At 37.1% G+C, this 22,216-nt stretch carries 19 protein-coding genes and 1 other annotated feature; all 19 genes read left to right on the top strand.

What is annotated here, in order from left to right; genetic code table 11:
* The first annotated feature begins 28 nt into the window (after positions 1-28).
* Positions 29-1,465: an aldehyde dehydrogenase family protein gene (locus ACIQYS_RS00890; protein WP_402973465.1), complete on the top strand. Its 1,437-nt coding sequence runs from the start codon at positions 29-31 to the stop codon at positions 1,463-1,465.
* A 13-nt stretch (positions 1,466-1,478) separates the two neighbouring features.
* Positions 1,479-2,606 carry a zinc-dependent alcohol dehydrogenase family protein gene (locus ACIQYS_RS00885; protein ID WP_402973462.1) on the top strand — a complete coding sequence of 376 codons (1,128 nt, stop codon included), beginning with the start codon at positions 1,479-1,481 and terminating at the stop codon, positions 2,604-2,606.
* A 114-nt stretch (positions 2,607-2,720) separates the two neighbouring features.
* Entirely contained in the window at positions 2,721-2,957 is a 237-nt protein-coding gene (locus ACIQYS_RS00880; protein ID WP_402973459.1) for a KGG domain-containing protein, read from the top strand.
* A gap of 259 nt (positions 2,958-3,216) precedes the next feature.
* Positions 3,217-3,774, top strand: coding sequence for an integrase (locus ACIQYS_RS00875; protein ID WP_402973456.1), 558 nt, complete (start codon positions 3,217-3,219; stop codon positions 3,772-3,774).
* Between the two features lie 212 nt (positions 3,775-3,986).
* Positions 3,987-4,991 (top strand): hypothetical protein, encoded by a 1,005-nt coding sequence (locus ACIQYS_RS00870; RefSeq protein WP_402973453.1) that lies wholly within the window; start codon positions 3,987-3,989, stop codon positions 4,989-4,991.
* A gap of 127 nt (positions 4,992-5,118) precedes the next feature.
* On the top strand, positions 5,119-6,399 hold the full coding sequence (tig, locus tag ACIQYS_RS00865; protein WP_402973449.1) for a trigger factor: 1,281 nt from the start codon (positions 5,119-5,121) through the stop codon (positions 6,397-6,399).
* Positions 6,400-6,686: 287 nt separating this feature from the next.
* Positions 6,687-7,955: an ATP-dependent protease ATP-binding subunit ClpX gene (gene clpX, locus ACIQYS_RS00860; RefSeq protein WP_402973447.1), complete on the top strand. Its 1,269-nt coding sequence runs from the start codon at positions 6,687-6,689 to the stop codon at positions 7,953-7,955.
* A 176-nt stretch (positions 7,956-8,131) separates the two neighbouring features.
* Positions 8,132-10,450, top strand: a complete 2,319-nt coding sequence (lon, locus tag ACIQYS_RS00855) for an endopeptidase La (protein ID WP_402973442.1) — start codon at positions 8,132-8,134, stop codon at positions 10,448-10,450.
* Positions 10,450-11,031 (top strand): ribosome biogenesis GTP-binding protein YihA/YsxC, encoded by a 582-nt coding sequence (yihA, locus tag ACIQYS_RS00850; protein ID WP_402973437.1) that lies wholly within the window; start codon positions 10,450-10,452, stop codon positions 11,029-11,031. Before lon ends, yihA begins: the two co-directional genes overlap by 1 nt.
* A 276-nt stretch (positions 11,032-11,307) precedes the next feature.
* A complete protein-coding gene (gene hemA, locus ACIQYS_RS00845; protein WP_402973432.1) occupies positions 11,308-12,681 on the top strand; it encodes a glutamyl-tRNA reductase in 1,374 nt (457 codons plus the stop codon).
* A gap of 89 nt (positions 12,682-12,770) precedes the next feature.
* Entirely contained in the window at positions 12,771-13,601 is an 831-nt protein-coding gene (locus ACIQYS_RS00840; protein WP_402973426.1) for a cytochrome C assembly family protein, read from the top strand.
* 22 nt (positions 13,602-13,623) lie between these two features.
* On the top strand, positions 13,624-14,553 hold the full coding sequence (gene hemC, locus ACIQYS_RS00835; RefSeq protein ID WP_402973423.1) for a hydroxymethylbilane synthase: 930 nt from the start codon (positions 13,624-13,626) through the stop codon (positions 14,551-14,553).
* Entirely contained in the window at positions 14,546-15,310 is a 765-nt protein-coding gene (locus ACIQYS_RS00830) for a uroporphyrinogen-III synthase (protein ID WP_402973420.1), read from the top strand. The genes hemC and ACIQYS_RS00830 overlap by 8 nt, the downstream gene beginning before the upstream one ends.
* Entirely contained in the window at positions 15,307-16,290 is a 984-nt protein-coding gene (hemB, locus tag ACIQYS_RS00825; protein ID WP_402973417.1) for a porphobilinogen synthase, read from the top strand. Before ACIQYS_RS00830 ends, hemB begins: the two co-directional genes overlap by 4 nt.
* Positions 16,290-17,582, top strand: coding sequence for a glutamate-1-semialdehyde 2,1-aminomutase (gene hemL / locus ACIQYS_RS00820; RefSeq protein WP_402973414.1), 1,293 nt, complete (start codon positions 16,290-16,292; stop codon positions 17,580-17,582). The genes hemB and hemL overlap by 1 nt, the downstream gene beginning before the upstream one ends.
* A gap of 921 nt (positions 17,583-18,503) precedes the next feature.
* Positions 18,504-19,262, top strand: a complete 759-nt coding sequence (locus tag ACIQYS_RS00815) for a GTP cyclohydrolase II (RefSeq protein ID WP_402973411.1) — start codon at positions 18,504-18,506, stop codon at positions 19,260-19,262.
* Positions 19,255-20,361: a bifunctional diaminohydroxyphosphoribosylaminopyrimidine deaminase/5-amino-6-(5-phosphoribosylamino)uracil reductase RibD gene (gene ribD, locus ACIQYS_RS00810; protein ID WP_402973408.1), complete on the top strand. Its 1,107-nt coding sequence runs from the start codon at positions 19,255-19,257 to the stop codon at positions 20,359-20,361. Before ACIQYS_RS00815 ends, ribD begins: the two co-directional genes overlap by 8 nt.
* The gene (locus tag ACIQYS_RS00805; RefSeq protein WP_402973405.1) at positions 20,358-20,933 is read left to right on the top strand and encodes a 5' nucleotidase, NT5C type; all 576 of its coding nucleotides are present in this window, start codon (positions 20,358-20,360) and stop codon (positions 20,931-20,933) included. Before ribD ends, ACIQYS_RS00805 begins: the two co-directional genes overlap by 4 nt.
* Positions 20,934-20,993: 60 nt before the next feature.
* The gene (locus ACIQYS_RS00800) at positions 20,994-21,722 is read left to right on the top strand and encodes a hypothetical protein (RefSeq protein ID WP_402973402.1); all 729 of its coding nucleotides are present in this window, start codon (positions 20,994-20,996) and stop codon (positions 21,720-21,722) included.
* 223 nt (positions 21,723-21,945) lie between these two features.
* Positions 21,946-22,172: a binding site (T-box leader), on the top strand.
* Positions 22,173-22,216 lie beyond the last annotated feature (44 nt).

Below are 22,216 nucleotides of genomic sequence, written 5' to 3'. Positions count from 1 at the left end.
AGATAATTATTGGGAGGTAGATGATCAGATGTTAGAAAATGGGTCTTTTATAGATGCTGAAGAATTGATTGCAGGAGATAGAGATATAATTGATGTCCTAAATCCTTATAATCAAGAGAAAATAGGACATATTTTCTGCGCTACAAAAAACGAAGTAATCCAAGCGGTGGAAAATGCGCATGAAGTATTTCAACATACGATGAAGAAAATGCCAGCGCATGAGAGAAGTCAAATCTTAAGAAATACGGCAGATTTGTTAGAAATAAGAAAAGAAGCATTTGCGCAAACTTTAACTTTGGAAGCAGGTAAACCAATTGTAGAAGCGCGAGGTGAAGTAGCAAGGGCGATTCAAGTTTTACATTTTGCGGCAGAGGGAGCTAAAAATCTTCATGGGGAACAAATAGTACTTGATAATGCAATCGGTGGGGAACAACAATTTGGTTTTTCTAGACGTGTTCCGCTAGGTGTTGTCGCTGCTATAACGCCCTTTAATTTCCCGTTAAATATGGCGTTGCATAAAATTGCTCCTGCAATCGCAGCTGGAAATACAATTGTTTTGAAACCTGCGGAAAAAACACCGTTTTCGGCAGTTGCTTTATATAAATTATTTCGAGAAGCTGGATTACCGTCTGGTGCGCTGAACATTATTCAAGGTGCTGGGCAGAAACTAGTAGAGCCACTTGTGACGCATCCGCTTGTCAAAAAAGTAACTTTTACTGGTAGTGGAGCAGTAGGATGGAACATTCACGAAATGGCGAAAGGGAAAAAAGTGACGCTTGAATTAGGATCAAATGCGCCAAATATTATTTTTGACGATGCGAATATAGGTAACGCCGTATCTTCCATACTACTTGGCGGGTTTACTTTCGCAGGCCAAGCATGTGTTTCGGCGCAACGAATTTTTGTTCATCGATCCGTTTATGATGAGTTTTTAAACAAACTAGCAGAAAAGGTATCTGATCTAAAAATGGGTGATCCAAAAGAAGAGTCAACTCAATTAGGTCCAATGATTACAGAAGCGGCGGCAATAAAAGCGGAAACATGGATCCAAGAAGCCGTTAAATCGGGAGCTGTTATTCGTACGGGCGGAATAAGAAATGGTACTTTCTTAGAACCAACGATTTTAGAAAATGTTGATTTTGAGATGAAAGTTGTTTGCGAGGAGGTTTTTGCTCCAATTATCGCTGTATTGCCTTTTGATACGGAAGAAGAAGTGATTACTTATGCAAACGATTCACGCTATGGTCTACAGGCGGGAGTATTTACAGATAATATTAACCTTGCAATGCGAATGATGGAAGCTTTAGAAATGGGTGGGGTATGGATTAATGAAGCTTCTGTTAAACGGTATGATCATATTCCATACGGTGGTGTGAAAGAAAGCGGCATTGGTAAGGAAGGAATTCATTATGCAATCGAAGAGATGACGGATATAAAATTTATAGGAATGAAAATTTTATCATAGAGGAGCGAGCTTTATGAAAGTAAAATCTGCTATTTTACGTGAATCAGGTGCCCAGCCACCTTATGCAACTAGTAAACCTATCAAAATCGAAGAAGTAGACCTAGATTCACCAGAAGCTGGAGAAGTATTAATACAAATAAAAGCCGCGAGTTTATGTCATTCTGATTTATCGGTGATAAATGGCAGCAGACCTCGACCGCTTCCTATGGCGCTTGGTCATGAAGCTGCTGGTATCGTTATTGAAACGGGAGAAGGTGTAACAAACTTCCGACCAGGTGACAAAGTTATTTGCGTTTTTGTACCTAGTTGCGGTCAATGCATTCCTTGCGCGGAAGGACGACCAGCTTTATGTGAACCAGGTGCACAATCGAATGGGGCAGGCACGCTTCTCGGTGGTGGTGTACGTATTCATAATGGGGAGGAGAGTATCGGACATCATGTTGGAGTTTCGGCATTCTCCGAATATGCGATCGTTGCGCAGAATTCCTTAGTGAAAGTAGATAGAGATTTGCCTTTTGAAAAAATGGCTTTATTTGGTTGTGCAGTAATAACGGGAGTTGGTGCTGTTGTAAATACTGCGGAAGTTACTTTAGGAAGTAAAGTGGCTGTTATTGGACTTGGTGGTATCGGTTTGAGTGCGTTACTTGGGGCAATTGCTGCAGGGGCACATGAGGTTATTGCCGTAGACATTAATGAAAAGAAGTTGCAACAAGCAAAAGAACTTGGTGCTACTGCTATATTTAATTCAAATGATCCGGATGTTATAGAACAGGTACGTGCATATACAAATGGCGGAGTAGATTATGCCTTTGAAACGGCAGGAGTTGTTGCTGCAATGGAAGTAGCGTATGGTGTAACAAAGCGCGGAGGAGTAACTACGACAACTGGACTACCTCATCCTGAACATAAGTTTGCATTTCCTTATGTTACTTTAACTGCGGAAGAACGGACGCTAAAGGGATCATACGTAGGGAGTTGTGTTCCGAAAAGAGACATTCCTAATTATATTAACTTAATGGAACAAGGGCGACTACCAGTTGATCGGCTTCTTTCTAATATTATTTCATTAGAAGAGATAAATGAGGGATTTGATTTACTTGCTACAGGGGATGCCTCGCGTATTATTATTAAAATGGATTAAGTTTAAGGAAATTGTAGAATACGAAAATAGCCATGTTTAGCTTTATTTTTACTGGGAATATAAAGAGTAAGCTTGATTTCAAGCTTGAAAAAAATTTAGAGGAGGAATTTAATAATGGCTAACAAGCAAAACAATCGCAACAGAAACAATGATGAGAACATGACTGTCGAAGAAGCGGGACGTAAAGGCGGAGAAGCTACCTCCAATAATCATGGGCGGGAATTTTACGAGGAAATCGGTCGTAAGGGTGGAGAAGCTACTTCCAAAAACCATGACCGAGACTTTTATGAAGAAATAGGTTCCAAGGGTGGAGAAGCTCGTAGTAGACAACGTAACAATAAAAACAATTAAAATGACAGCATAAAGTGAAGGATAATAGTTAAATAGAACTTTAAGAAAACACTCTTTAGTCGTAACGGCGACTTAAGAGTGTTTTCTTGTTTCGTACAAAAGAATACTTATTAAAACTCGATACGTCTCTCTTGAATTCAAATTAATATTGTTATATATTTACTCTTGTCGAAAATTTTACGAAATCTTATTTTGGGTTTTAACATATAATATTAGATAAAGTTTTTTACACCAAGAGCGAGGAGTAGCAGAATAAAGAATGCAAAATAAATTTACAGAGACGTATATTCACCAGTTGATTGGTTCCACTTTGAACGATGTCGGGATGAACGTTGAATTGAAACAAGATAACTCTGGAGTAAATATGAGTTATAATTTTATAGGAAACTATGTTGGTTTTGACGTGAACCGTTTGATAGAAGCTTGTGATGAAATGCAAACGCCAATTTCACTTGAATTATATATTAAAATAATTACGATCCACGAATTAGGGCATGCGATGGACCGCGATGCATTATTAGAATCAGTATCACGTACACTGGAGATTTTTAACACAAAGAAGAGTCATTCATTATATGAGCTTTATAATGATTTAGACTTATTTGCTATGCTTATTGAAGAACATAGGATGAATATTGTTTTTGAAGAAACTGCTTGGGATAATGCCAAGAAGCTTAATAAAGAATTCCGTATTGTAGATGATAGAATTTTGGAGACAGTGAAAGCGCATAGCCTTTCGACGTATATAAATTTATATGAAGAAGATTTGCAATTATATGAAGAACTTGTGGCTTCGCGAAGTGTACAAATTGCTTAAAGGCTATTATTATTTTCAATTTAATAATATATTTAATTGCCAACTGGATTTTTTACTCCAGTTGGCTTTTTTAAGAGATGCAGTAGTTTCATTTACTTGAGAATTCAGATTTACTGTGGAAATTTTCAGAAAAAGGTTGACGAGATATAGAAAAAAAACACAACATGAGATAGTATATAGGTATATATGGAAGGGAAAGGCAGGGAAGTAAAATGAAAAAAAAACAACATGTTCCAAGAACGAAAGAAAATATTATTTTCTTTCCAGGAATGGTTGAGAAGCTGATTGCGGATGGGTTAGCATTTGCGGAAGTAAATAATCATATAGAAGCAGCTAAGTGCTTTGATCTAGCGAAGGAACATATCGAGTTAGACGACACGATATTAAGTGTATATGTTCTTTCTTTGTTGGAATCTAATCGTCAAGAAGAAGCAAAAGTAATATGTGAGAGTCTACTGAAAAATAGATCACCTTTGTTCGAACAAATTGTGGAGCTATACTTAACTATCTTACTTGACCTAAAAAATTACCATGAAGTTGATAGTGTGTTAAATAAATTACTTGTAGATAAAAGGTTTACGAATGAAAGAAAGAAAAATTTCCTACAATTAAAAGAATTGAGTGGGCGACTTGCACGAGAACAGGAAAGCTTCCTTGCCATTGACAATGAAATCTTTCCTAGCGTTGATAAAGAAAGGTTTGCAATAGAAGCGTTTTTAGAATTAAACATATTAGAGCAGGAAGCACTGCTACAAGAAGCTTTTCATAAAGATGTAAGAGAAGCAATCCCTAATATTATTGAAATAGCCGAAAGCGAAAATGTATCTCCTACTATACAAACGCTCGCTCTATTACTACTAGGGGAGAGTGGTGAGACAACAGAGATACGTATTGAAAAGTTTGGTTTTAAACAAACAGTGAATCCAGTTTCGCCTCCTAGCCCTAATGCAATGGATCGAATCGGTATAGTCAATCGCCATATCCATGATATTTTAGAGAAGGATCCTTCTAAATTGCAGTTAACTGTAGCATTAGTACATAGCCATGCATTTGCATTATTTCCATTCGATTGGGCAGGATATAGCGATGAAGCGGTTGCACAAGAATATGTAAATTTTGTTGATGCGTTATTTGGAAACGAAAGCGAACAACCAAATGAGTTATACGAGTTGATTAAACTATTGGAAGCCTCAACAGAAACACTGGAGTATGAATAGTATTGAAAGTCTATTCAACTATGCTATAATATACAAGTTGTCAATATAATTAGTGTAAAACCTGTCCTGTCACTTTATATATACAGGCTGCTAAATTATTGTAATTTATTTTTTGGAGGTATAATATATGTCAGTAAAATGGGAAAAACAAGAAGGTAATAATGGTTTATTAACAGTGGAGGTTGCTGCGGACGTAGTAACTAATGGATTAGACCAAGCATTTAAAAAAGTAGTAAAACAAATTAATGTACCTGGTTTCCGTAAAGGGAAAATGCCACGTCAAATGTTTGAAAAAATGTACGGTGTAGAATCTTTATACCAAGATGCATTAGATTATATCCTTCCACATGCGTATTCAGCGGCAGTTGAAGAAGCGGATATTAATCCTGTGGATCAACCAGAAATCGACATCGTAACGATGGAAAAAGGACAACCTTTAGTATTTACTGCAAAAGTTGTTGTAAAACCAGAAGTTACACTTGGAGATTACAAAGGTTTAGAAGTAACTAAATTAGACGAAACTGTTTCAGATGAAGAAATCGAAGAGCAACTAAAAAGCCAACAAACTCGTTTAGCTGAATTAGTTGTAAAAGAAGATGCAATCGTTGATGGCGATACTGCTGTAATCGACTTCGAAGGATTCGTTGATGACGTTGCATTTGAAGGTGGAGCAGGAACTGACTACCCACTAGAAATTGGTTCTAACTCATTCATTCCAGGTTTTGAAGAACAATTAGTAGGTGTAAAAACTGGAGAGTCAAAAGATGTAGAAGTAACTTTCCCAGAAGAATACCACGCTGCTGAACTAGCAGGCAAACCAGCAATATTCAAAGTAACAGTGAAAGAAGTTAAAGGAAAAGAACTTCCTGAACTAAACGACGATTTTGCAAAAGAAGTAGATGCTGAAGTAGAAGGAATCGAAGGTTTACGTTCTAAGTTAAAAGAAGTAACTGCTGAAGAGAAAAAACAATTAGCAGCACAAACACTTCGCGACAACTTAGTTGAAACTGCAGCAGCTAATGCAACAATCGACATTCCACAAGCAATGATTGAGTCAGAGACAGATCGTATGCTTCAAGAATTTGGTCAACGTTTAGAGCAACAAGGGATGAACTTAGATCTTTACTACCAATTCTCTGGTCAAGATGAAGCAGCTTTACGTGCTCAAATGGCAGAAGATGCAAACAGCCGCGTAAAAGTTTCCTTAACACTTGAAGCAATTGCTGAAAAAGAAGGATTGGCATCTACAGAAGAAGATGTAAACGTAGAGCTTGAAAAAATGGCTACACAATTCAACATGTCTGCTGAAGATATTAAAAAAGCACTTGGCGGTACAGCAGTACTTGAAAACGACATTCGTTTCCAAAAAACAGTTGAGTTCTTAGTAGAGAACGCTAAAATTTCATAATTTACTTAGAAAAGTGCAAGCGCCTATGCTAAGTCGCTCTTTGGCTTCATTGTATGAAGGGTATTTGACCCCGATGAGCTAGGCGTTGGAACTGGACAGAGTATGGGTAAAGAGTTTATACTTTCTTATCCAGACATGATAGCGTTATAATATAAAACAAGGTACAGCCAATTGTCTGTGCCTTGTTTTATACCATACATAGGTTTCACGGATATAAAACATAAACGTATTATTTGATTACTTAATGAGAATCTTGTAAGATAATTGCTTGAATAGGGGTGAATATTTTGTTCAAATTCAATGATGAAAAAGGGAACTTAAAATGTTCTTTCTGTGGGAAACCACAAGAACAAGTTCGTAAGCTCGTAGCAGGACCAGGTGTATATATTTGTGACGAATGCATCGATTTATGTTCTGAAATTGTAGAAGAAGAACTTGGTATTGAAGAAGAAGTAGAGTTTAAAGAAGTTCCAAAACCGAAAGAAATTTTAAATATTTTAGATGAATATGTAATTGGGCAGGAAAGAGCAAAAAAATCACTAGCTGTTGCAGTGTACAACCATTACAAACGCATCAATTCAAATAGCGTTATCGATGAAGTAGAACTATCTAAATCGAATATCGTACTGATTGGACCAACTGGTAGTGGTAAAACATTGCTTGCTCAAACATTAGCACGGATTTTAAATGTGCCATTTGCTATTGCAGATGCGACATCATTAACAGAAGCCGGCTATGTTGGTGAAGATGTAGAGAACATTCTTTTAAAACTTATTCAGTCTGCGGACTATGATATTGAAAAAGCGGAAAAAGGAATTATTTATATCGATGAAATAGATAAAGTAGCACGTAAATCCGAAAATCCTTCTATTACAAGAGATGTTTCCGGTGAAGGTGTACAACAAGCACTGCTCAAAATATTAGAAGGTACTGTTGCTAGTGTACCACCACAAGGTGGTCGTAAGCATCCACATCAAGAATTCATTCAAATTGATACAACGAATATTTTATTTATCGTTGGTGGTGCGTTTGACGGAATCGAACAAATTATTAAACGCCGACTAGGCGAAAAAGTAATTGGTTTCGGTGCTGATCCAAACAAAGTGGAAATAGAAGCCGGTTCTGTGCTTAGTCAGTTAATTCCAGAAGATTTGCTAAAATTCGGGCTAATTCCTGAGTTTATCGGTCGTTTACCAGTGCTTGCCAGCTTAGAACAGTTAGACAATCAAGCGCTTGTTCAAATTTTAACAGAGCCTAAAAATGCACTTGTGAAGCAATATCAAAAAATGATTGAATTGGACAATGTAAAACTAACATTTGAAGATGAAGCATTAATTGAAATTGCGAAAGAAGCAATTGAGCGTAAAACAGGAGCACGTGGTCTTCGTTCGATTATTGAAAATATCATGTTAGATGTGATGTACGAGTTACCATCACGCGAAGACATTGTAGAATGTGTAATCACAAAAGAAGCTATTTCAGAAAAAGCGCGTCCAAGACTTTTGTTAGAAGACGGCACTGAAGTAGGAAAAGATAACGAAAAAACATCTGCATAACTTGTTGTTATTATAAGCTGGCTTCCAATCTGCGCGTGCTTAGCGCAAGCAAGGATGTCAGCTTTTTCTTCTTACGTTTCCTTTTGGAGAAAATAGGGAAAAGCGATAAAGAATGATGATTGAACTGTATTTTATCTTACGATTCGGACAGAATAAGTTGGAGGTGACTTCTTAAAATGGCAAATAAAAATATATACTATCCAGTATTACCTCTTAGAGGGTTATTAGTATTTCCAACAATGATTCTTCATGTCGATATAGGACGCGAACGTTCCATCGCAGCATTAAACGAAGCGATGTTACGCGAAGAAAAGTTGTTTTTATCAGCACAAAGAGATATGAATTTGGAACAACCAATCATGGAAGATTTATATGATGTTGGTGTTATTGCAACTGTAAAACAAATGGTGAAGCTCCCAAATGGAACAATGCGTGTTTTAGTAGAAGGATTGCAGCGTGCAATTTGGGATGATTACAGAAAAACCGATACGTTTGATGAAGTAACTGTATCTGCATATATTGAACCAGAAAAAGCAGATCAGGAAGACGAAGCGCTCATGCGTACGTTACTACATAATTTTGAAAAGTATTCAAAGGTATCCAAAAACGTATCTGAAGAAACATATAACTCCGTAGTAGATATTGAGGAACCTGGTCGACTAGCAGATATGGTTGCATCCCATTTACCTTTAAAAATTTCTGGTAAACAAGAAATTTTAGAAATAATGGATGTAAAAGAGCGATTAGAAGTATTAATCGCACGATTATACAATGAACAGGAAATACTCAATTTAGAACAGAAGATTAATACACGTGTAAAACATGCAATGGAACGTACTCAAAAAGAATTTTACTTGCGTGAGCAAATGAAAGCCATTCAAACGGAGCTTGGAGAAAAAGAAGGTAAAACTAGCGAAGTAGCAGAGTTGAAAAAGCGAATTGAAGAAGCAGGCTTACCTGAAACAACTAAAAAAAATGTGTTGAAAGAATTAAATCGTTATGAAAAATTACCATCACAGGCGCCAGAAAGTGGGGTCATCCGGAATTACATCGATTGGATAGTTTCCATTCCTTGGTCCAAATCAACAGAAGATCAATTAGATATTAAACGTTCAGAGCAAATATTAAATCGAGACCATGAAGGATTAGAGTCTGTAAAGGAAAGAATTTTAGAATATTTAGCCGTTCGCCAATTAACGAAATCTTTACGTGGACCAATCCTTTGTTTAGCAGGACCTCCTGGTGTCGGGAAAACTTCGCTTGCAAAGTCAATCGCTGAATCATTAGGTCGTAATTTTGTTCGAATTTCATTAGGTGGGGTTCGCGATGAATCTGAAATTCGTGGACATCGTCGAACGTACGTCGGTGCAATGCCAGGACGTATTATTCAAGGGATGAAAAAAGCAGGGACGATTAATCCGCTATTTTTACTTGACGAGATCGATAAAATGTCGAATGACTTTAGAGGAGACCCTTCCGCTGCAATGCTAGAAGTGTTAGATCCAGAGCAAAATAATACATTTAGTGATCATTATATTGAAGAGACATATGATTTATCTAATGTGTTATTTATTGCTACTGCGAATGATTTAAGTACAATTCCTGGTCCATTAAGAGATCGTATGGAGATTATTTCACTTGCTGGATATACGGAAATGGAAAAGCTTTCAATTGCTAAAAATCATTTACTACCAAAGCAAATAAAAGAACATGGCTTAACCAAATCACAGCTTCAATTGAAAGATGATGCGATTATTGATATTATCCGTCACTTTACACGTGAAGCTGGGGTACGTGGGTTAAATCGTGTTCTAGCAAATGTTTGCCGAAAAGCGGCACTCCAAATCGTTTCTGGCGACAAAAAGCGGATAACTATTTCAACGAAAAATTTAGAAGATACGATTGGCAAACGAAAATTTAGATTTGGCCAAGCAGAAACAGAAAACCAAATAGGTGTAGCAACAGGGCTAGCTTATACAACTGTTGGTGGCGATACATTGCAAATTGAAGTATCTTTATCTGCCGGAAATGGCAAACTGCAACTAACTGGGAAGCTCGGGGATGTCATGAAAGAATCTGCACAAACCGCGTTATCATATGTTCGCTCGAAAGCAGAGGAATTTGGGATTGATGCATCATTCCATGAGAACAAAGATATTCATATTCATGTACCTGAAGGCGCAGTTCCGAAAGATGGACCATCTGCGGGAATTACAATTGTTACAGCACTTGTATCTGCATTGTCCAAACGTCCGATTAAACGAGAAATTGGAATGACAGGAGAAGTCACGCTTAGAGGAAGAGTATTACCAATTGGTGGATTAAAAGAAAAAACATTAAGTGCACATCGCGCAGGGTTGACAACGATTATTTGCCCAAAAGACAATGAGCGCGATATTGAAGATATACCAGAAAGTGTTCGTGAAGTATTAACATTTCATTTTGTTTCCGATGCTCAAGAGGTGCTTCAATTAGCATTGGAGGAGACAAAATAATGAAAATCAATAACGTCGAGCTACTTATAAGTGCTGTAAGACCAGCGCAATATCCAGAAGGAGACTTACCAGAATTCGCGTTAGCAGGACGTTCGAATGTCGGGAAATCTTCTTTTATCAATAAAATGATTGGTCGAAAAAGCATGGCGCGTATTTCTTCCAAGCCAGGGAAAACACAAACGTTAAATTTTTATAAATTAGAGGAAGATTTACTGTTTGTGGATGTACCTGGTTATGGTTATGCGAAAGTATCTAAATCAGAACGTGCAGCATGGGGGAAAATGATCGAGACGTATTTTACCTCTCGTGATGTTTTAAAAGCAGTCGTGTTACTTGTAGATTTACGTCATCCTCCAACAGCGGATGATTGCATGATGTATGACTTTTTAAAACATTATAATATCCCGTGTATCGTAGTTGCGACAAAAGCTGATAAAATTCCAAAAGGTAAATGGGACAAGCATAAAAAAATTGTCAAAGATGAACTGCAAATGGAAAAAGGTGATCCACTTGTTGTTTTCTCATCTGAAACAGGACTTGGCTTTGACACTGCTTGGGCAGAGATTGAAAGTAGAATGTAATTTCTATATAGCAGCCAGTTTACTTAGTTGATTAAAAAAGATTATGTAGGGTAATATATCTCTACATGATCTTTTTTTGTTTCTTAGATATTTCTAATTTTCTGCATATTTTGCATTCGAGCTATTGCCTTGTAATAAGCAAGGTTGTTTGTTAATATTATTTTATAATCATTCTAATTAACAATTCATAGCTTGTTCACAAATGACTATAAACCTCAGGAAAAGCTATGCTATAATAGGGCTAATGAAATGAACGTGAAAGGGAGACCTGATTCCATGCATACAATCGTGGTAGGTGTCAATTATCGTACTGCTCCAGTTGAAATTCGAGAAAAGCTATCATTTGTCGAAACAGAGCTTCCGAATGCAATGCAAGCATTACAAGGGCAAAAAAGCATATTAGAAAATGTGATTGTATCAACTTGTAACCGTACAGAAATTTATGCTACGGTTGATCAATTACATACAGGCAAATATTATGTAAAGCAATTTTTAGCAAATTGGTTTGATATACCATTAGAAGACTTATCTAGCTATTTATTTATCCATGAAGATAATGATGCAAATAATCATTTGTTCCGAGTTACAGCAGGCATAGATTCTATGGTTCTTGGAGAAACACAAATATTGGGCCAAGTAAGAAAAAGTTTTCTTAATGGGCAAGAAAATGGGACAACCGGAACCGTTTTCAATCAATTATTTAAACAAGCGGTTACATTCGCAAAACGTGCACATTCAGAAACATCTATTGGGGAAAATGCAGTTTCCGTTTCTTATGCAGCAGTAGAACTTGGAAAGAAAATCTTTGGTACGTTAAAACATAAACATGTGGTCATTTTAGGTGCTGGAAAAATGGGAGAGCTTGCCATTCAAAATTTACACGGTAGTGGCGCGGAAAAAGTAACCGTTATTAACCGTACTTTTGAAAAGGCGAAAGAGCTTGCAGAAAAATTCGATGGAAATGCGAAACCAATGGACGAGCTACAATGTGCTCTTTTGGAAGCAGATATTTTAATCAGTTCTACAGGTGCAACAGACTTTGTAATTGATTTCGAATTAATGCAGTTTGTGGAACGATTACGTAAGGGTAAACCACTTTTTATGGTAGATATTGCAGTACCACGTGATCTAGACCCAAGAATAGGTGATCTACCAAATGTCTTTTTATATGATATTGATGATTTACAAGGAATTGTCGAAGCGAATTTAGCGGAACGTGAACGAGCTGCAGGTCAAATCAACCAAATGATAGGAACCGAAATTGAACAATTTAATGATTGGATAGCAACGCTTGGAGTTGTCCCAATTATTTCGGCACTTCGCCAAAAAGCAAACAAAATACAAACAGAAACAATGGTTTCTATTGAAAATAAAATGCCAGATTTAACTGATCGTGAACGTAAAATTTTAAATAAGCATACGAAATCCATTATCAATCAGCTTTTGAAAGAGCCTATTATGCAAGTGAAAGAATTATCCACTGCAAAGGATTCAGTTGAACAACTTCACTTATTCCAACAAATCTTTGGAATTGAAGAAGATGTACAAAAGGAAATTATCGACCAAGCTGAAAAAGGGAAAATTAGTTTAAAACAATCTTTCATCGAGTCGCAAAATTTAAAATCTGGGCCCAATTACGTCGAGGCTTAATTGATTAAAGAAAAAGGAGGTGTTTTTATATCTATATGGAAACAAATAGATATATATAACGCCTTTTTTTTATGTAGAGGAGATTGGATATGGCTGATTTGACGATGACAAGGCTACACGAGATAATGGTCGTCCTCCAATCCGTTAGTCTTGTTTTTTATTTTATTGATTATCTGAATAAAGATCGTCCTGCACATCGAATTGCGGTGCGGCTGCTCTCCATTGTGTGGTTATTGCAAACGGTGTTTTTAGTGTTGTATATAGTCGAAACAAAGCGTTTTCCGATTTTATCCTTGTTTGAGGGAATCTATTTTTATGCATGGTTAATCATCATATTGTCATTAGTGTTGCAAATTATATTCCGCTTAGATTTACCAGCGTTCTTTTTGAATGTGATTGGATTTATCTTTATGACGATTCATACCTTTGCGCCAAATCAAATTGAACAGTCTGCAGTTGGTGATACACTGCGATCTGAATTATTATTTATTCATATTACATTTGCTTTATTGGCATATGTAGCTTTTTCTTTATCATTTGTATTTTCGACATTATACTTACTATTATACCGAGTGTTAAAAAAGAAGAAATGGACGAAGCAACTTTCTAGATTGCCATCCTTAAAACAAGCCGAAACAGCGATGACATTATCGATTTTAGTAGGAATTCCTCTTCTGTTTGTAAGTTTAGTTCTTGGGTTAGAATGGGCATATGTATCGTTAGAGGTATTTTCTATCGTTGATTTTAAAATCGTCAGTTCTTTTATTCTATTGGTTATTTATATAGTTGTTTTAGTGATAAAAAAACGAGCGAGATTTTCAGGGACAAACTATGCATGGGTTCATATATATGCATTTTTATTTGTTTTGATCAATTTTTTATTAGGAAGTCAATTCTCACAATTCCATCTATGGTATTAAAGAAAAGAAAGGTAGCGAAGTTATGCGTAAAATTATTGTAGGTTCAAGAAGAAGTAAGTTAGCTTTAACACAAACAAATTGGTTTATACAACAAATGAAAGACATGGGTGCGCCTTTTGAGTTTGAAGTAAAAGAGATTGTCACAAAAGGAGACCAAATTTTAGATGTGACATTATCTAAAGTTGGAGGAAAAGGCTTGTTTGTAAAAGAAATTGAACAAGCATTATACGACAAAGAAATCGATTTTGCTGTACATAGTATGAAAGATATGCCGTCTGTATTGCCACCTGGCCTTGTGATGGGATGTACGCCAAAACGAGTAGATGAACGAGATGCATTTATATCAACGAATCATGTGAAATTTGCAGATTTAGAGGCAGGTGCAGTAATTGGGACGAGCAGCTTAAGAAGAAGCGCTCAACTGCTATTAATGCGTCCAGATATCGAGATTAAATGGATTCGTGGAAACGTAGATACGAGACTTCAAAAGCTACAAGACGGGGAATATGATGCGATTATTTTAGCAGCAGCAGGTCTTAAACGCCTTGGTTGGAGTGATGAAGTAGTAACAGAGTATTTATCTACGGAAGATTGTGTTCCAGCGGTAGGGCAAGGTTCTTTAGCGATTGAATGTCGCGAAGATGATGCAGAATTACTGGCAGAACTTGCAAAGCTTTCGGATAAAGAAACTTGGGATGCCGTTCATGCAGAGCGTGCCTTTTTGGCTGCAATGGATGGTGGATGCCAAGTTCCTATAGCAGGACATGCAGTTATTCATGGTGATGAGATTACGATGACTGGATTAGTTGCGGCTCCGGATGCATCGGTTGTGTATAAAGAAGTAGTAACAGGAACAAATGCAGAAACAGTAGGGAAAGAAGTAGCACGCCTAGTTACAGAGCAAGGAGCATATGATTTAATTCAACAAGTAAAGGCAGATTTAAATGTCTAATCAACAGCCTTTACAAGACGAGCATGTCATTTTCACTGGGATACTACGATCATCTGAAGCTGTGGATCTAACGTTACGATTAGGAGGTAATCCAATAATTGCTCCTTTAATAGCGACACAAGAGATCATGTCACTAGATGATCAACAGAAACTAATCGCTTGTTACGAATATGATTGGCTCATTTTTACAAGTCAAAGTAGTGTTCATGCGTTTAATTCCAAAATAAAACAATATGAAATAGACGCCTCCTCATTTAAAGCTAAAATTGCAGTAGTAGGTTCGAAAACTGCATGTGCAATAGAAAGATTAGGTTTTCACGTGAGTTTTACGCCTACGATTTTTAGTGCAGATGTATTTGTGAAAGAGTTTCCTGCAGTTTCAGCTGCACATGAAAGTTGTCTATTTTTTAAAGGGAATCGTGCAAAAAATACAATTGTTGATGGGCTTCCAAATGTTGTTGATACATGGACTATATACGAAACAGTCAAAGTTGAAGAGAATACCGAACAAGTTCGCACCCTTCTTGAAAGCGTGGAGAGCTGTTCCATCATTTTCACTAGTCCTTCCATTGCGGATGTATTTCATCGAAATATTGGGATTCATACAGGCTATGAACGATTTACTATATGTACAATCGGTCATATTACGAAAAACTATTTAGAATCATTAGGTGCGACTGTTCAAGTCATGCCAGAAACATATACATTATTAGATGTAGTAAATAAATTAGGGGATTGGAAAGGAAGAGTGCAATGACAGAGTTAGTATTTCAACGTCACCGTCGTTTAAGAAAAACAGCAGGTATACGATCAATGGTAAAAGAAACATATTTACATAAAGAAGATCTAATCTATCCAATATTCGTTATGGACGGAGAAAATATTAAAAATCCAGTAGCTTCTATGCCTGGCGTTTTTCAATTTTCACTCGATCGTTTAGGAGAAGAAATTGATGAAGTTGCTTCATTAGGTATTCCTTCTGTTATCCTATTTGGAATTCCTGCAGAAAAAGACGCAGTAGGAACGCAAGCGTATCACGATCATGGCATAGTACAAAAAGCGATTCGTTTCATAAAAGAACGTCATCCAGGGTTAGTAGTCATTGCAGATACATGTTTATGCGAATTCACAGATCACGGTCATTGTGGTGTAGTAGACGCTAATGAGCGAATTTTAAATGATCCTTCTCTAGATTTATTAGCAAAAACAGCGATTAGCCAAGCTGAAGCTGGTGCAGATATTATTGCCCCTTCGAATATGATGGACGGCTTCGTTACTGCAATTCGTCACGGTTTAGACGCGGCAGGATTTGCGGATGTGCCGATTATGTCATATGCGGTGAAATATGCTTCGGCGTACTATGGACCATTCCGTGAAGCAGCGGACGGGGCACCAAAGTTTGGAGATCGTAAAACATATCAAATGGATTACTCTAACCGAATGGAAGCAATCCGTGAAGCATCGTCTGATCTTGAAGAAGGTGCAGATATGTTAATCGTGAAACCAGCACTTGCCTATTTAGATATTATCCGTGATGTAAAAAATAACTTCGATACACCAATCGTTGCTTATAACGTGAGTGGGGAATATGCTATGGTTAAAGCGGCTGCGATTAATGGCTGGATTAATGAAAAAGAGACCGTACTTGAAACGTTAACAGGAATGAAACGTGCCGGAGCAGATATGATTTTAACATATCATGCAAAAGACGTTGCACGTTGGTTGGAGGAGAAATAATGACAAAATCATATGACTTATCTAAACAAGCATTTACAGAAGCAAAAGAATTAATGCCAGGTGGCGTAAATAGTCCTGTTCGTGCATTTAAATCCGTTGATATGGACCCGATTTTCATGGCAAGTGGGAAAGGCGCTATTTTAACAGATATCGATGGCAATGAATACATCGACTATGTATTATCGTGGGGACCGCTTATTTTAGGTCATACCGAACCGAATGTAGTAAAAGCAATCCAAAATGTTGCTGAAACAGGTACAAGCTTTGGGGCTTCGACTTTAATCGAGAACAAATTAGCCAAACTCGTAATGGACCGAGTTCCATCTATCGAAATGGTGCGAATGGTTTCTTCTGGTACAGAAGCAACGATGAGTGCACTTCGTTTAGCACGTGGATATACAGGAAAAAATAAAATATTGAAGTTTGAAGGTAGTTATCATGGTCATGGTGATAGTCTGCTTATTAAAGCTGGTTCTGGAGTTGCTACGCTAGGTTTACCAGATAGTCCTGGTGTTCCTGAGTCGATTGCGAAAAACACGATAGCGGTACCATATAATGATTTAGAAAGCGTACGTCACGTATTCGAGAACTTTGGTGATGATTTAGCTGCTGTTATTGTGGAACCAGTGGCAGGAAATATGGGTGTTGTTCCACCAGTAGAAGGCTTCTTAGAAGGTCTGCGTGAAATTACGGACCAATATGGAACAGTTTTAATCTTTGATGAAGTAATGACTGGATTCCGTGTTGGTTATAATTGCGCACAAGGCTATTTTGGTATTACTCCAGATTTAACTTGTTTAGGAAAAGTAATCGGTGGCGGTCTACCTGTTGGTGCTTTCGGTGGGAAACGCGAAATTATGGAACTGATTGCTCCGAGTGGTCCTGTTTATCAAGCTGGAACACTTTCAGGAAATCCACTTGCAATGACAGCTGGATATGAAACACTTACTCGTTTAAATGAAGAATCATATGAATATTTTATCAAGCTTGGAGACCAACTTGAAAAAGGATTCCGTGAGGCAGCAACTAAATATAATATTCCACATACGGTGAATCGCGCAGGTTCTATGATCGGGTTCTTCTTAACAAATGAAGACGTGGTTAACTTTGATACAGCGAAAACATCCGATTTAGAACTATTCGCCAAGTATTTCCGTCTAATGGCGGAAGAAGGTATTTATTTACCACCTTCTCAATTTGAAGGCTTGTTCTTGTCAAGTGCACATACTGAAGCGCATATCGAAAAAACAGTACAAGCATTCCATACTGTATTTGAAAAATTAGCGAAGTAATAATCAAGGGCCTTGTCCACGCAAGGCCCTTTTTATAGCATCAGGAAAAATGCGCTGTTTAGTACCCGCTGGGATTTCCGCCGGGTGAGCGATGAGCCATCGCCGACGCTTCGCGTTTGCCTGCGATGTCTCATCTTCTCACTCATCCGGCCGGAGTCGCCGCCCTTCCGCTCCAATCCATAAAATTTACTAGTTAATCAGCGTCACTGTGCTAAATTCAATCTTATGTAGTATTTCCTGAAGGTAAAATCCAATAAATGTTTGAACGAAACTGGACCAATCCAACAGATGCCGTGTTGTTTGCTTTATCCCTAAACTGTATAGTATTTCGATATCTAAATCTCCAGTAAATGGGTAAGAGCATTCAATCCGTTATGGAAAGCAACCAGTTCTATTCGTAAAGTAACTAAATTAGCATGAGAGCAACCAAATTTCTAAGGTAAGCAATCAATTCTTAATATAGCAAGTTTGCTTGATCTGAGACGACAATGAATACGAGGTGTTCTAATAAGTGGTTGAATGAAACGAACAATATCCTAGTAACTCAACTTATTTGGAGACAGCATTTACTAATTAGGTTTAATAATTATTGCGAAGTGGACCTCCTAAATTTAAATCTCTGATAACTGCAGTCGCCAAATTAGTAAGAAATTACTACTGATTGCAGCAGAAGGCGGCGACTACAGTGGGATCATCGCTCACCCCGCGGAAAGCGTCCGCCCGGCAGCGGAAATCCTAGCGGAAACTCATTAGTGCGTAGTATTCTTATAAAGCGCAAACTTTCCTTTATAATGGAAGCACTTTTAGTTCACCTTATTTGACATAATACAATTACTAAAATATAATTGCTTACGAAAAGTAATCTATACAGAATACTATAGTTGAAAATGCAATTAGTTATTTAGAAAAGAGGAATATAGCATGGTCAATATGCAAACTGTTACAAATGATGCCATTAAAGTTTTAAAAGATAAAATAAAAGTACTCAAAGCAGCAGAAGGTTCTATCTATTTAGTCGGACCTATTAAACTTCCCGTTAATTTGCACGGGGAAACTGTCAACTTCCAATGGTATTGTTGGTTAAACAGCAAGGAAGAGACAGAAGATATCGGGCAAATCATCGATAACTTATCTTCTGCTAATTTGGCGGAGTATCAACAATCGAGTGTACTAGTATACGGCGATTTCCAGAATAATGAAGAAGCGTTAATCCGTATGCATTCCATCTGTCACACAGGCGATATTTTTGGAAGCAAACGATGCGACTGTGGCTACCAATTAAAACAATCGATGCAAATGATTGTGGACAATGGTTCAGGTGCGTTATTCTATTTAGCAAACCATGAAGGTAGAGGAATTGGTTTATTCAGTAAAGCAATGGCTTATATCCTTCAAGAAAACGGTTCAGATACAGTAGAAGCAAACGAAAAACTAGGTTTTGTTGATGACTCTAGAAACTACAGCGATGCAATTGAAGTACTTAAAGCATTGCGCTCAAAACCAGTAACGTTAATAACGAACAATCCGAAAAAGTTAAAAGCATTAAAAGATGCTGGACTGCCTGTTTCTGGTCGTACGCCTTTATGGGGTGATGTCTCAGAATATAATGAGCGTTACTTACAAACGAAAATCCGCCGCTCTGGACATTTAGAGGAAGCAGGTACATTTTTACATGACTAATCATGCATTTTATATGAATCTCGCGCTTCAAAATGCGCAAGCAATGAAAGGACAAACAGATCCGAATCCACTCGTTGGAGCAGTAATTGTAAATGATAATCGCATTGTTGGTGTAGGTGCACATATGAAAGCGGGAGAACCCCATGCAGAAATCCATGCGATTAAAATGGCGGGGGACAAAACAAAAGGGGCTACCATCTATGTAACCCTGGAGCCTTGTTCTCATCACGGTAGAACCGGTCCATGTGCCGAGGCAATTGTAAATGCGGGTATACAAACGGTCGTCATTGCAACGCTAGATCCAAATCCGATTGTTTCGGGACGAGGAGTCAAAATTTTGGAAGATGCGGGAATTGACGTAATCGTTGGTGTGGAAGAAGAAGCTTCTATTAAGATGAATGAAGTGTTTAATAAGTTTATCGTGGAAAATAAACCGTTCGTTACCCTAAAATCAGGAATAACGCTAGATGGTAAAATTGCTTCTCATACAGGTCATAGTAAATGGATTACTTCCGAAGATGCAAGACATGATGTGCATCATTTACGCAATGAACATATGGCAATATTAGTAGGAGTTAACACGGTAATAGCAGACAATCCCGAGTTAACCACACGAATCCCGAATGGTCGAAATCCACTTCGAGTTGTTCTCGATTCCACCTTAAAAATACCGCTTGAATCGAAATTGGTCACAGATAAGCTAGCAGAAACATGGATATTCACAAGTGCCAATTATGACGAAGAAAAGAAAGTTGCTTTAGAGAAATTAGGTATTTCTATATTCCATACTTCTGATCCACAGCATGTAAATCCACTTGAAGTAGTCACCATTTTAGGAGAAAAATCGATCTCTTCTTTACTCATAGAAGGTGGAGGAACGATAAATGCTGCATTTTTGGAAAACCAATTAATCGATAAAGCAATTATTTATATTGCACCTAAATTAATCGGAGGAAAAAATGCACCATCGTTCATGGAAGGTACCGGAATCGAAAGCATGGGTGATGCAGTAGAATTAGTGGATACAGACATTATAAAAATTGGGAAAGATTATAAGTTTGTTGGCTATCCAGTTTATAAAAGAGGGATCATGGAATGAGATTTGGGTTTGATATTGATGATACTTTGATTAATCTTCGTGAACATGCTTTTCAAATTTACAATAAAAAATTAAATCAAGCCATCGCACTTGAGATTTTTCATGATTTAAAGAAGGTAGAAATCCATGAGCCTTTTGGTCTGACTGCAGAGGAAGGCGCTCAAATGTGGAACAGCTCTTTAGATGAGATATATTATACAAATTGTCCACCTTATCCAGATGCAGTGGAAATATTGAAGCAATTAACAGAAGAAGGACATGAAATCTTTTATATTACAGCAAGACCAACTGAACATGGTGAACGTACAAAAACATGGTTAAGAGAACAAGGCTTTCCTGTAAAAGATGAAAACTTCTATTGTGGAATGAAAGATCAAGAAAAAGTGACTATTATTCAAAAGTTGCAGTTGGATTATTATTTCGATGATAAGCCGGATGTGTTAAACACATTAACTGATTGTAAGACGAAAGTATATGTTAAAACACAATCCTATAACAAGCATCTAACAATTCCAAGATTTTCGGATTGGTCCGAATGGAAGCAACTTGGCAAGGAACAGAACCACAAGTAAAACGAAGTTCTATTCTTTCCTAATTTTTCATAAGTTGTCCTATATGAAGGAGGATGACAAATGCAAGCGAAAAATTGGGATGTAAAAGAACAGTTTCTGTTTCCTGAAAGCTTTGGTGTACCAAAACAAATAAGAACGGTGGCAGTTACTCCACAATTTGAACAAAAAGAAACAGAAGATTTGATCCAAATAGTGGGAATCTACCATATTACCTGTCATGTTGAGTTCGAAGAAGGTGAACATCCGCATCATGCAACGAGTGAAATTACACAAATTGAAGATTTAGATGTACAAGGTGAAGTAGGTTATTTTGAATATGCTGTACCTATGAGTGTAGAGATTGCTAAGGAAAAAATAAAGGCGGGCAGCTCACCTACTTTGAACGTTCAACATGTGAAAGCGAAAACTACAGAACATGCAGCGATCGAAATTGCCTGGTCTGTTCATTGCGAATTTGAAGGTCCCAATGAGGAAGAAGTAGTGCTTGAAATTGAGATTGAGAAGAAAATAGAACTAGAACCGGTATTTGATGATAAAGTCATTAAGGAAACAAAAGAAATCAAAGAAATAAAAGGAACAAAAGAAATAAAAGAAACAAAAGGAACGAAAGAAACTAAAGAAATAAAAGAAACAAAAGAAATAAAAGGAACAAAAGAATCAAAAGAGAGCGAAAATATTAAAAGAGAAGAGTCAGAACTTCAATTCATTTTAGATTTAGATGATGGCTATTCTAAACTTTCGTTTCCTTCAAATTATGTCTCTGTAAAACAAAAAGCAGAAGAACAGTAAACAAAATAGCAATATAAAATCCAATGTAGTTGGTATGATTAAAATACGTATTAACTGAAAACCACAAATAGGAATTATGATTCCTTTACAATACAAACGTATTCTACGTAACCAGACAGGAAGATAATATGGGCTATAGCCTCTTCTTTTCATGATATTCTCCTTTCACGAGTCTTGACTTGACGACATATGATAAGATTAGGTACAATATGGACATCTAAATAATGATGCTATGAATGGGAAGAGTAAAATGACTTGGTTATCAAAAGAAAGGAAACAATTTGCTGAAATGTTTCTGTTAATCACCATTTGAAGGTAGCCCACGAGCAGCATTTGTGAACTAATAGTAGCAAATGCCGGTTTGAAGCCGTTATCGAATTGAGAGCGTGATGCGCATTTTGGCATCTGCGAATAAAGGTGGTACCGCGAACAAACTCCTTCGTCCTTTAATGACGACAGGAGTTTTTTTATATTCTTTTTTAGGAGGAACGAAA

This window comes from Psychrobacillus sp. NPDC096426 (assembly GCF_044762745.1).
In the GTDB taxonomy this organism is placed as follows: Bacteria; Bacillota; Bacilli; order Bacillales_A; family Planococcaceae; genus Psychrobacillus.
This window is presented reverse-complemented; position numbering and strand designations above follow the sequence as displayed.

Coding starts and splice junctions, on each gene's coding strand:
- ACIQYS_RS00890 (WP_402973465.1), top strand. CDS start 29: ATGTTAGAAAATGGGTCTTTTATAGATGCTGAAGAATTGATTGCAGGA.
- ACIQYS_RS00885 (WP_402973462.1), top strand. CDS start 1,479: ATGAAAGTAAAATCTGCTATTTTACGTGAATCAGGTGCCCAGCCACCT.
- ACIQYS_RS00880 (WP_402973459.1), top strand. CDS start 2,721: ATGGCTAACAAGCAAAACAATCGCAACAGAAACAATGATGAGAACATG.
- ACIQYS_RS00875 (WP_402973456.1), top strand. CDS start 3,217: ATGCAAAATAAATTTACAGAGACGTATATTCACCAGTTGATTGGTTCC.
- ACIQYS_RS00870 (WP_402973453.1), top strand. CDS start 3,987: ATGAAAAAAAAACAACATGTTCCAAGAACGAAAGAAAATATTATTTTC.
- tig (WP_402973449.1), top strand. CDS start 5,119: ATGTCAGTAAAATGGGAAAAACAAGAAGGTAATAATGGTTTATTAACA.
- lon (WP_402973442.1), top strand. CDS start 8,132: ATGGCAAATAAAAATATATACTATCCAGTATTACCTCTTAGAGGGTTA.
- yihA (WP_402973437.1), top strand. CDS start 10,450: ATGAAAATCAATAACGTCGAGCTACTTATAAGTGCTGTAAGACCAGCG.
- hemA (WP_402973432.1), top strand. CDS start 11,308: ATGCATACAATCGTGGTAGGTGTCAATTATCGTACTGCTCCAGTTGAA.
- ACIQYS_RS00840 (WP_402973426.1), top strand. CDS start 12,771: ATGGCTGATTTGACGATGACAAGGCTACACGAGATAATGGTCGTCCTC.
- hemC (WP_402973423.1), top strand. CDS start 13,624: ATGCGTAAAATTATTGTAGGTTCAAGAAGAAGTAAGTTAGCTTTAACA.
- ACIQYS_RS00830 (WP_402973420.1), top strand. CDS start 14,546: ATGTCTAATCAACAGCCTTTACAAGACGAGCATGTCATTTTCACTGGG.
- hemB (WP_402973417.1), top strand. CDS start 15,307: ATGACAGAGTTAGTATTTCAACGTCACCGTCGTTTAAGAAAAACAGCA.
- hemL (WP_402973414.1), top strand. CDS start 16,290: ATGACAAAATCATATGACTTATCTAAACAAGCATTTACAGAAGCAAAA.
- ACIQYS_RS00815 (WP_402973411.1), top strand. CDS start 18,504: ATGGTCAATATGCAAACTGTTACAAATGATGCCATTAAAGTTTTAAAA.
- ribD (WP_402973408.1), top strand. CDS start 19,255: ATGACTAATCATGCATTTTATATGAATCTCGCGCTTCAAAATGCGCAA.
- ACIQYS_RS00805 (WP_402973405.1), top strand. CDS start 20,358: ATGAGATTTGGGTTTGATATTGATGATACTTTGATTAATCTTCGTGAA.
- ACIQYS_RS00800 (WP_402973402.1), top strand. CDS start 20,994: ATGCAAGCGAAAAATTGGGATGTAAAAGAACAGTTTCTGTTTCCTGAA.